Consider the following 11,490-nt stretch of genomic DNA (forward strand, 5'->3'; position numbering starts at 1 on the left):
CGTCCGACCCATACGATGTAAGTCGACTCCCTTTTCGAACGCGAGCCCGACGTGCTGCACGCCGGGCTTTTTCATTTCCGATTGCCGAGGTTCACATGAAGTTCTTTGATACCCACTGCCACCTGGACATGCTCGAGCCGGTCAAGCAGAGCGGCACCATCGATGCTGTCATCGCGGCCGCGCAGGATGCCGGTGTCGACAGGCTGGTCTGCGTGGGTGTCGAACTGGAGCAGAGCAAGTCCCTCCTGGACCTGACCGAAGGTCACGACTGGATCCGCAATACCGCTGGCCTGCATCCACTGCACACCGCCGATGAAGAACCGGACGCCGAGCAATTGCGAGCCATCGCCGGCAATGAACGTGTCGTCGCGGTCGGTGAAACCGGTCTCGATTACCACTACGAAACCGTTCCGCAGGATATCCAGCGCCAGCGACTGCGCAGCCATGTGGAAGTTGCGCGAGACATCGACAAGCCCCTGATCATTCACACCCGCGAGGCCGGGGCGGATACCCTGTCGATCCTCGAAGAGAGTGGAGCTCGGGATTGCGGCGGTGTGATTCACTGCTTTACCGAGACGCTGGACTTTGCGCGCCAGGCCCTGGATCTCGGGTTCTACATCAGTTTCTCGGGCATCGTGACGTTCAGGAATGCGAGCGCCCTGCGCGAGGTTGCTGCTTACGTGCCGCTGGACCGCATCCTGGTCGAGACCGATGCACCGTATCTCGCGCCCGTGCCGCACCGTGGCAAGGAAAACCAGCCGGCCTGGGTAACGGAGGTGGCTGCCTGCCTGGCGGAAGTACGCAGCGAACCGGTGGAACGCATTGCGGAGCAGACCCGCAGCAACGGCCTCGCTTTCTTCGGCATGCAATGAGCGGCGTTGCTCAGAGGTCCACGTCGCGCGCACCGAGCGGCGCATTGGCTGTCCGCAACGATGCCGGCAGGGTCGAGTTGCCCATCAGGTAGCTGTCGATTTCACGGGCAACCTCGCGCCCGGCAGCGATCGCCCAGACGACGAGCGAGGCACCTCGACCGGCATCCCCGGCACAGAACACCTTTTCATGATTGGTCTGCATGCGGTCGTTCACTGCAATGCGACCACTGGGATCGATCTCCAGGTCGGTGTTCTCGAACGGTCCGGTCTGTGCGCCGGAAAATCCGATGGCAATCAGGACAAGATCGGCAGGTATGCGAAGGTCCGGCTCGATGACCGTCTTGTCGACACGCCGCCCGTTCTCGCGAATCCATTCCACTTTCTCGGCCAGCACGTTATTCACGCAACCATCGCCGTCGCTGTCCTCGAAGGCGATGGTATCAAGGCTGAATTTTGCCTCGCCGCCTTCTGCCAGCGCATAGGACGGCTCGCGAGTGCGTGGATATTCCGGCCACGGGTTGTCGGCCGGGCGCTCGACCGGCAGTTCGGGATTGATCGAAAACTGGCGCACTTCCTTCGCCCCCTGGCGATGTGCAGTCGCGACACAGTCGGCGCCGGTATCGCCACCACCTAGCACGACCACCGATTTGCCGGCTGCCGAGATCTCCCGTCCTTCGATAGCCAGTCCGTTCTGGCGGCGGTTTTCCTGCGTCAGGTAATCCATCCCGAATACCACGCCATCGAGATTGCGGCCGTCGATCAGCACGTCACGGTGCTGTTGCGCGCCGATCGCCAGCAACACGGCATCATGCTCCGCCTCGAGTTCATGCAGGCCGATATCCTCGCCAATGGTCACACCGGTGCGGAACTCGATGCCCTCGGCCTCGAGCTGCTTGATGCGTTTCTCGACGCGGTGCTTGGCAAACTTGAAATCGGGAATACCGAACATCATCAGGCCGCCGGCAAGTTCGTCGCGCTCGTAGACAATGACCTCATGGCCGACACGATTCAGCTGTTGCGCTGCTGCGAGCCCGGCAGGACCGCTGCCAACAATTGCAACGCGCTTACCGCTGCGATGCCCGGGAGCTCGCGGCTTGATCCAGCCTTCTTCCCAGCCCTTGTCGACAATGGCGCGTTCAATGCTCTTGATGGTGACGGCTTCCTTGGTGATCGCCAGGGTGCATGCCGGTTCGCAAGGGGCAGGGCAGGTGTAACCGGTAAATTCCGGAAAGTTGTTGGTCGCATGCAGCCGCTCCAGCGCGGTCCGCCAGTCGGCGTTCGAGACCAGGTCGTTCCACTCCGGGATCCGGTTGCCCAGCGGACAGCCGGCCATGCATGCAGGGATGCCACAATCCATGCAGCGTTCACCCTGTGCTTGCAGCTGCTCCTCGCTCCACTCCGGCGAATAGATCTCGGCATGGTCATGGCGACGCTCGGCGGGATCGCGCGAGGGGATCGGTTCGCGAGCCTGGCGTCGATAGCCGTCGGGATGCTTCTCGGTCATTCTGCTGGCTCCTTGTCGGCCGGGACGCTTTCGATTGCAGGACCGCGTTGCGGATGCACTTCGCTCGCTTTCGGTGGCAACGGTGTAAGGATGTCTTCGCCCTGTGCCGCGAACCGGTCGACCGCGCGGGCATAGGCTTCCGGAATGATCTTTATGAACTGCTTGATGCAGCGCGGCCAGTTGTCGAGCATCGCGCGCGCATGCTGGCTGCCGGTGTAGTAATGATGATTCTTCAACAGCCGGTGCAGCATGCGGCGGTCGCGTTCGGTATCGCAACTCTCCATGTGCACGCGTTCCTTGTTGAGGTAGCGGTCCAGCTTGTCCTGCGGCATGTGGACGTAGGCCACGCCGCCGCTCATGCCCGCAGCAAAATTCCTGCCCACCGACCCAAGGACCAGCACGGTGCCTCCGGTCATGTATTCGCAGCCATGGTCGCCAACACCTTCGACGACGGCAATGGCACCGGAGTTTCGCACGGCAAAACGTTCGCCGGCGAGGCCATTGATGTAGAGCTCGCCGGAGGTTGCACCGTACAGGCAGGTGTTGCCGACAAGGATGTTCTCGGCGGCGGGATACTGCGCACGATGATAGGGGTGCACGATGATGCGCCCGCCGGACAGGCCCTTTGCGACGTAGTCGTTCGCTTCACCCTCGAGGTCCAGCGTGATGCCGTGAGCGAGGAAGGCGCCGAGACTCTGGCCCGCCGGACCTTCGAGGTCGAGGCGCACCTGGCCATCGCGAACTCGTGACGGGTCGTCTGCGAGCACGGCCTGTTGCAGGCGTGCGGACAGCAGGGTGCCTGCCGCGCGATCGATGTTGCTGATGGCGGAACGAATGACCACGGATTCTCCGGAGCGAACGGCTCTTTCCGTTTCGTCCCAGAACCGGTTGTCGAGCTGCTTCTCCAGCTTGTGGTCCTGACCCTGTTGTCGAATTCGTCCTGCCTCGGTTTCGGCGGGTGCAGCCAGCAGTTTCGAAAGATCCAGGCGAATGCCCTTCGGGTGTTCCAGCTCGGCCGCCCGCAGGTACTCGGGATGGCCGATCATGTCTTCCAGTCGGCGAATGCCGAGCATGGCCATGATCTCGCGAACTTCCTCCGCGACGAAACGCATGTAACTGATGATGTGCTCGGGTTTGCCCGCAAAGCGAGCGCGCAATTCCTTGTCCTGCGTGGCAACGCCGACCGAGCATGTATTGCAGTGACACTTGCGCAACATGATGCAACCCAGTGTCACGAGCGGTGCGGTTCCGAAACCGTACTCCTCGGCGCCCAGCAAGGCCGCAATGGCGACGTCGCGACCGGTCTTGAAGCCTCCATCGGCGCGCAGGGTGATGCGTGATCGCAAGCGGCTGGCAACGAGTACCTGCTGGGTTTCGGCCAGCCCGAGCTCCCAGGGCGAGCCGGCATGCTTGATGGACGTCTTCTTGGCCGCGCCCGTGCCACCCGAGTCGCCGGAGATCAGGATGGCGTCTGCCTTGGCCTTGGCGACACCGGCTGCAATGGTACCGACCCCGGCCTTGGCAACCAGCTTGACGTGGATCTCGGCTTGCGGTGCAACACACTTGAGATCGTGGATGAGCTGGGCGAGATCCTCGATGGAATAGATGTCGTGATGCGGCGGCGGTGAAATCAGGCCGACGCCCGGCACCGTGAAGCGGACCTTGGCAATCCCTTCGTCGACCTTGCCACCGGGAAGCTCGCCGCCTTCGCCCGGCTTTGCACCCTGCGCCATCTTGATCTCGATCTGCTGTGCGCGATTGAGGTACTCCAGCGTCACGCCGAAACGCCCCGATGCGACCTGCTTCATGCTGCATTCACGTTCGGTGCCGAAACGCTCGACCTGCTCACCCCCTTCGCCGGTGCCCGACTTGCCACCGATGCGATTCATCGCGACAGCCAGCGCCTCGTGGGCTTCCTGGCTGAGCGAGCCGAAGGACATCGAGCCTGTCGAGAAGCGGCGCATGATGTCCTCCACCGGTTCGACTTCGTCGATCGGTATGGACTGTCGCTTGGCGGTATCGAAGTCGAGCAGGCCGCTCAAGGTCTGCAGGCGACCGCTTTGCTTGTTGATGAAATCGGCGTAGGCGCGATAGGCCTCGGCATCGTCATTGCGCACGGCCTGTTGCAGGTTGGCTATGGTCAGCGGATTCCACTGGTGCAGCTCGCCGTCGCGCCGCCAGTAGTAGTCGCCGCCCTCGGGAAGGGCAGCGCTGCCGTCGGGGCGCGGCATGAAGGCCGCCTTGTGTCGCTCATCAAGTTCATCGGCAAATGTCTGCAGCCCGACACCACCGATGCTGGCGGGCGTGCCGGTGAAGAACTCGTCGACAAAGCCCTGGTCGAGACCCAGCGTCTCGAAAATCTGCGCGCCCTTGTACGCCTCGACCGAGGTAATGCCCATCTTGGCCATCACCTTCAGCAAGCCGCTTTCCAGTGCAGCGCAGAAGTTTGCCCTGGCCATGCGGGCTTCGTTCTCGTCGGCGCCGCTTTTCTGCTGCATGAAGGGATGGGCAACGGTTTCCAGTGCAAGCCAGGGATGCACGGCGTCGGCACCATAGCCGAGCAGGGCACAAAGGTGATGCACCACCTGCAACTCGCCGGTATCGACAACCAGCCCGACACGATTGCGCAGGCCCTGGCGAATCAGGTGATGATGAACGGCGCTGGTTGCCAGCAGGCTGGGTATGGCTTTCCTGGACCTGCTGGTGTTTCGGTCGCTGAGAATCAGGATGTCTGCGCCGGCTTCAATGGTCCTGGCCGCGGCATTGCGCAGCTCCTGCAATCCTTCGTCGAGTGCCTGGTCAGCAGGCAGGGTGATGTCGATGACCTGGCTGGACAGGCCTTCGGCCTTCAGCTCGCTGACGATGCGGAACCCATGTCGGTTCAGTACCGGTGACTTGAGCAACAACTGGCGGCAATGCGATTCGGATTCGTCAAGCAGGTTGCGCTGGTGCCCGAGGTGCACGTAAAGCGAAGTGACCAGTGATTCGCGAATGTGATCGATGGGCGGATTGGATACCTGGGCAAACGCCTGCGAGAAATAACCGAACAGCGATTTCGATTGTGCCGACAAGGCGGTTGGCGGCGTATCGCTTCCCATCGCCCCGACCGGGTCGATGCCTTCCTCTGCCATCGGCAGCATGAGGTAGCGCAGGCCTTCTTCGGTGTAACCAAAGGCGCGCTGGCGTTCTTCCAGCCAGTCGTCATCGGGATCAGCCGTCTTTTCGCGGCGTGTGTGATGGATGAGGTCGTCCATCTGCAGGCGGTTACCTGCCAGCCAGGCCGCGTAGTGGGGGTCGCACAGCCGACTGAAAATGTCGTCATCGTCGAGTATTTCGCCGCTGCCAGTGTCGGCCATCAGCATGCCACCGGGCGCAATGCGATCCCGGTGTGCGACTTTTTCCGGCGGCAGGCCCAGCGCGCCGGTCTCGCTCGCAATGACGAGCCGGCCGTCGGTGGTTTCGGTCCAGCGGCAGGGACGCAGGCCGTTTCTATCGAGGACAGCCGACACGTTCTCGCCGTCGGTTCCCACCACCAGCGCCGGACCATCCCAGGGTTCCATCAGCGTGGAATGGAAGTCATAGAAGGCAGCGCGGCTCGGCTCGATATCGGGATCCTTGCGCCAGGCAGCCGGGATCATCATGCGCAACACGTGGGGCAGGGAGCGGCCCGCGTTCAGCAGCAGTCCGAACAGCCGGTCAAAGCTCGCCGAGTCACTGTCGCCGGCATTGTCGTTCAGCAGGGGTTTGAGCTTTTCGATGTTCTCGCCATAGCGCGGATGTGCCAGCACGGCTTCTCGGGCCTTCAGCCAGTTGCGATTGCCTCGTGCGGTATTGAACTCTCCGTTGTGCACGCAGTGCTGGAAGGGTTGTGCCAGCCACCAGGCTCCCAGGGTGTTGGTGGAGAATCGCGCATGCACCATGGCCAGTCCCGTTTTCATGTCGGGATCGCCAAGGTCGGGGTAATAGCTGCGCAACTGGGCGCAGGTCAGCAGGCCCTTGTAGACGATCAGGCGCCGGTGAAGGGAGCAGACGTTGAACTCCTCGCCGGCAATGCGACGGGCTTCCGCTTCCTTTTCCAGCAGGCGACGCAGCAGGTAGATCCTGTCGTCGAACTCCCGGTCACTGTCCTGCTTCTCCTCGCAGGCCACCAGCAGCTGGACGACGACCGGCTCCGATTCGAGCGCCGTATTGCCCAGTCCGTCGTTGCGTGTCGGAACCTCTCGCCATGCAAGAATGCGCAACTGTTCGTCCGCGACAAGGTCTTCGATACGCTTGACGATGTCTTGCCGGATGGACTTGTCCGGCGACAGGAACAGCTGGCCGACGGCGAAACGCTCGACCCCTTCGAGCTCGGGCACTTCGCGGCGAAAGAAGGCGTCGGCGACCTGCAACAGGATGCCAGCCCCGTCCCCGGTGTTGTCCTCGGCGCCTCGCGCGCCGCGGTGGTCAAGATTGGCGAGCAGGGTGAGGGCGTCGTCCACGTTCGCATGCGAGGCGCTGCCATCCAGCGAGACTATGGCGCCGACACCGCAGTGAGCATGGCCGTCCAACGGGCGATATAGTCCATGTTCGGACAAGCGCTGGCGAAGGGTATCGGGACGGTTGACGGACGAGATGGGCATGCGGCTTCCTTAACAGGGCGTAGCTGGCACAGGCTCTGTCGTCATGCCTGCCAGAGCTGGCTAGCGGGTTCTGTAAGCGATTGAATTGCAAGAATTCTTGTATACACCCTACCGGATTCAAACGATTGTTCAAGTTGGGCAAGGATTGACCAGTGCCGCTGGCGAGATGGTCTCATGAAAAAGCGCTGCCGAGCGTCGCCAAGTCCCTGTGCGCACAGGGGAATTTTCGCCAGGCATTAAAAAAGCGCCCGGCAGGGCGCTTTTCTCGGAACCTTCGTCGCGTCGTCAGGCAGTGAGGGAGTGCAGGCCGTCCTTCAGTACGGCAACCTGGAAACCACGCTCGGACAGGATGTAGGCCGCTGCCGAGGAACGTCGGCCGGTATCGCAGACCACGACATAAGGTGTGCTTTCATCCAGGTCCTTCAGCTTGATGCGAATGAAGTACAGCGGGATGTTGACCGCCTTGTCCTTCTCTTCGAAATTCTCGTGCTCGGTCGGCAGGCGCACGTCCAGCCACTTGGCGCCCTTGCTGACCATGTCCTTGGCCTCGTCGCCACTGACCCAGTTCAGCATCGGTTCGTTGAGCAGGACGGTGAAGTCTTCCTTGCCCAGGCGCATCAGCTGGCCGTTGGTGGTCATGGTGATGGTGGCATTGCGCTTGGCGTCGGAAATCAGTGCTTCTTCGCCAAAGGAGTCGCCGACAGTGAGCTCGGCCAGCTTGATGGCCTTGCCGTTCGGCATTTCGCGCGTCACCACGCAGTTGCCCTGGGTGATGATGTAGAAATAGTCGCCTTCCTCGCCCTGCTTGATCACGGTTTCGCCGGCGCTCTTGGTTACCGGCTGCATGCGCATGAACATCGCCTGGATGTTGGCGGGCGGGATCTTGTGGAAGGCCTTGGTCTGCAGGATGGTCGCCATCCAGTCGTCGCCATCCTCTTCCTCGGTCTCCAGCTCGCCCACTTCGAAGGAGCCAGTCTGGTCCCAGGTCAGCATGATATCGAGCAGGTTGCTGTCGACAGCGATGTATTCGATGTCATTCCCGGCGCGCACGCTGAACTGGCGTGGATTCTGCGGGGCCACGGGGTGCTTGGCCTCGGGAGTGCCCGCCTTGACGGTCTTGACGACGTTATCGCCCTTGCGGATTTCGACTTCACCCTTGACGACGTAGATGGTCCGGTCGTCGGCGTCGCCTTCCTTGAACAGGTAGCGACCCGCACCCAGTTCCTGGATCTCGGTCTTGTTGGCGATATCCACCTGGTTCTCAGGTTTCAGGCCGTTCAGCGGGGTAAGTGTCTTGAGAAACTCGCGGTCAACCTTCTTGGTCATTCTTCTGCCCGTCGTGCGTGATTGCGTCCAGTGCCCCAGCCGGCGCCGCCGGCTAGGGTAAGTCTATCACATAGATTCAGGCTGCAAGACCATGATTTTGGGGCGCCTTTTGGCCTAGAAACCGGGGTTCCCGGGCCGCGCTGCCCGCCGGCAGCTCAGCCTTTTTTCGGGACCGCGCGAGGTTGGCGGTCGGCTCCGATATGGACGTAGGTAATCTGCGCCGTGGCGACGCGAACGTGCTCCTCCCGGCCATCCGTGGTCCGGGCCGAGAACATGGTGATATCCACCGTGATCGAGCTGTTGCCCACCTTGTTGATGTCCGTGTAGAAGCTCACCACGTCACCCACGAATACCGGTCGCAGGAAGGCGAACTCGTTGACGGCGATGGTGACCACGCGGCCGCTGGCCCGGCGGAAGGCCAGTACGGCACCCGCGATGTCGGCATGCGACATGAGCCAGCCGCCGAAGATGTCGCCGAGGCCATTGGTATCCGCCGGCATGGCCATGGTACGAATCGTGGCTTCGCGATCCTCGGGCGGCTGTTCTCTGTACATGTCAGGTTCCTTGCTAATCACTCAGAGGCTGAGGCTGGACCAGCCAGCGTCGGGCTTGTAGGCGTCGCCATAGCGCTCGTGCAAGGCTTCCTGGCGGGCCTTCATCTTGTCCTGGCCACCGGCCTTGATCGCATTGATCGGACCACCGCGGAACGGTGCAAAGCCGGTGCCGAAGATCACGCCACCATCCAGCAGCTCGGCATCTTCGACCACGCCTTCGCGCAGCACGGCCACGGCTTCGTTCAGCATCGGGAAGATCAGGCGGTCCTGCAGGTCGCTCGGGCCAGTGGAAGCCTTGCTGCGATCCTTTTCGGGCTTGCCGTCTTCGCCATAGGTATAGAAGCCCGACCCGGACTTGCGACCCAGGGTCCCGGCCTCGACCATGTCCTTGAGGCGCTGCGGGATCGTGGCACCCAGCTCGCGCTCGAACACGCCGGCCACGGACAGGCAGACATCCAGGCCGACCGTATCGGCCAGTTCGACCGGGCCCATCGGCATGCCGTAATCCTTGGCAGCCTTGTCGATCGCTTCCATGGCGACACCTTCCTCGGCCAGCTGCATGGCCTGCATCAGGTATGGCATCAGGATGCGGTTGACCAGGAAGCCCGGCGAGGACTTGCACGGTACCGGCAGGCGGTCGATATGGCGGCTGAACGCCAGGGCCTTCTTGATGATTCCGTCGTCGGTGTCGTCGGTGTGAATGACCTCGACCAGCGGCATCTTGGCAACCGGATTGAAGAAGTGCAGGCCGACCAGTTCGCCCGGATTGTCCAGTACGGTGGCCAGGGTCTCGAGGCGAATGCTGGACGTGTTGGTGGCCAGGATGGCACCGTCCTTCATCCTGGTCTTCAGGTCCTTGTAGAGCGACTGCTTGGCTTCGACGTTTTCGAAGATCGCTTCAATGACCAGGTCGGCATCCTTCGCGCCGTCACCGGCCACGTCCATCTGCAGGCGTTCCATCGCAGCATGGACCTGGTCTTCCTTGCCACGGTACTTTTTCTCGTACAGCTTGCGTGCGCGCTTCATCGCCGGCTCGATGTACTTCTCTTCCCGGTCCTGCAAGGTGACCTTGAGGCCCTTGTAGGCACACCAGGCCGCGATGTCGCCACCCATGGTGCCGGCACCGACCACGTGCACGTGCTTGACGTCGAAATCCTTCTTGTTGCCCAGTCCCTTGAGGCGATCCTGCAGCAGGAACACGCGCACCAGGTTGCGAGCGGTTTCGCCGGTCATCAGTTCGGCGATGGAATTTGCTTCAGCCAGGTACATGGCTGCCGGGTCGCCGATGTGATCCTTCCAGAGATCGATGATGGCGTAGGGCGCGGGGTAGTGTGCCTTCTTCGCCTTGCCCGCCACCTGCTTGACCAGCACCTTGGCAAACAGGCCGCGGATGCCCGGCAGGTTCAGCAAGCGCTGGCCCAGCGGCGCCTTGACCTTCGGTGCCGGGTTCAGGGCGAATTTTGCAGCCGCTTCATCCAGGGTGTCGGCAGGGACAGCCTTGTCGACCAGGCCGATGGCCTTGGCTTTCTTGATGCGCACCGGGCGTCCGGCCAGCATCATTTCCATGGCCGGCATGACGCCGCAGCGCAGGATGGAACGCACCGTGCCGCCAAAGCCGGGATGGATGCCGAGGTTGACTTCGGGCAGGCCCAGGCTGGTGTTGTCGGCATCGGCAGCAATGATGTGATCACAGGCCAGCGCAAGTTCCAGGCCGCCACCCAGGGCAAAGCCATGCACTGCTGCGACGGTCGGGAAGGGCAGGTTCTCGAGGCGCTCGAGTACCAGCTGACCACGACGAATGAGGTCGAAGGCCTGGGCCGAACTTTCCAGGCCCGTGAATTCCTTGATGTCGGCGCCGGCGACAAAGCCGTTCTTCTTGGCGGATTTCACCACCAGCCCCTTGGGCGGATGATCCTCGAGGCTCTGCAGCTTTTCGTCCAGCTCGACCATGACATCGCCGGACAGGACGTTGGTGCTGGCGCCTTCCTTATCGAAAATCAGCCAGGCTAGGCCGTTGTCGTCGCGCTTGATCTCCCAGTTGTTAGCCATGCAAGAGGTCTCCCAGATTCAAATTGGTGCAATGAAAAAAAACGAAATGATGTCGTGCCGCGATGGACCCTGGTTCAGGATGCCGCCTGCGCGCTGTTCGTATCGAGCTCGGTCTGCCCCGGCGCCTTGAGTCCGGCAACCAGGAACGGAATCAGCTGTTCCAGGGTCGCTTGCGGACGCGGCTGCCTGCCTTCATCCATCAGTTTCAACAAACCGGCATCGAGGAAGGCGTTGTGCAGGGTGCCGCACATGAAATTCAGTCGCCAGCAGATTTCTTCCGAGCTCAGGCTCGGAATGGCCGCCTGCATGGCGTGGCGGTAGCGACGCAGGACTTCGTCGTTCTCGCGAGCATAGAAGCGCTCGACGTAGCCGGCGGCCTCGTGCATCGACTGGGCCAGCAAGCGGGTAAAGACGGCGCCGTCGGAGCCATCATTGGCTTGCGTGACCAGGGGTTCGACAAAGGCGCGGACAATGGCTTCAACCGACAGGGGCGACTGGTCGGCCTCGAGCCGGTCGAGGTTCCGGGTGCGAGCTTCATTGACCGGTTCCAGGTGCTTTCGGTA

Annotated in this window: 7 protein-coding genes; 1 reads left to right on the forward strand and 6 read right to left on the reverse strand. The window is 62.1% G+C overall.

Going from position 1 to position 11,490, the window contains the following annotated elements; genetic code table 11:
* Positions 1 to 95 precede the first annotated feature (95 nt).
* Positions 96 to 872, forward strand: coding sequence for a TatD family hydrolase (locus tag R3217_09090; protein MDX1455596.1), 777 nt, complete (start codon positions 96 to 98; stop codon positions 870 to 872).
* A gap of 10 nt (positions 873 to 882) precedes the next feature.
* Here R3217_09090 and R3217_09095 read toward each other — a convergent pair whose 3' ends face one another.
* The 6 genes from R3217_09095 to R3217_09120 all read right to left on the reverse strand — a co-directional run.
* Positions 883 to 2,376: a glutamate synthase subunit beta gene (locus R3217_09095; GenBank protein ID MDX1455597.1), complete on the reverse strand. Its 1,494-nt coding sequence runs from the start codon at positions 2,374 to 2,376 to the stop codon at positions 883 to 885.
* Positions 2,373 to 6,998 carry a glutamate synthase large subunit gene (gltB, locus tag R3217_09100; protein ID MDX1455598.1) on the reverse strand — a complete coding sequence of 1,542 codons (4,626 nt, stop codon included), beginning with the start codon at positions 6,996 to 6,998 and terminating at the stop codon, positions 2,373 to 2,375. The genes R3217_09095 and gltB overlap by 4 nt, the downstream gene beginning before the upstream one ends.
* A gap of 285 nt (positions 6,999 to 7,283) precedes the next feature.
* Positions 7,284 to 8,324 (reverse strand): cyclic nucleotide-binding domain-containing protein, encoded by a 1,041-nt coding sequence (locus tag R3217_09105; GenBank protein ID MDX1455599.1) that lies wholly within the window; start codon positions 8,322 to 8,324, stop codon positions 7,284 to 7,286.
* 155 nt (positions 8,325 to 8,479) lie between these two features.
* On the reverse strand, positions 8,480 to 8,878 hold the full coding sequence (locus R3217_09110) for an acyl-CoA thioesterase (protein ID MDX1455600.1): 399 nt from the start codon (positions 8,876 to 8,878) through the stop codon (positions 8,480 to 8,482).
* Between the two features lie 21 nt (positions 8,879 to 8,899).
* Entirely contained in the window at positions 8,900 to 10,927 is a 2,028-nt protein-coding gene (locus tag R3217_09115; GenBank protein ID MDX1455601.1) for a 3-hydroxyacyl-CoA dehydrogenase NAD-binding domain-containing protein, read from the reverse strand.
* Between the two features lie 74 nt (positions 10,928 to 11,001).
* Positions 11,002 to 11,490: hypothetical protein (locus tag R3217_09120; GenBank protein MDX1455602.1), on the reverse strand; the 489-nt coding region annotated here is incomplete at its 5' end.

This window comes from Gammaproteobacteria bacterium, from assembly GCA_033720895.1.
Classification (GTDB): Bacteria; Pseudomonadota; Gammaproteobacteria; order Natronospirales; family JAJUFS01; genus JAWWBS01.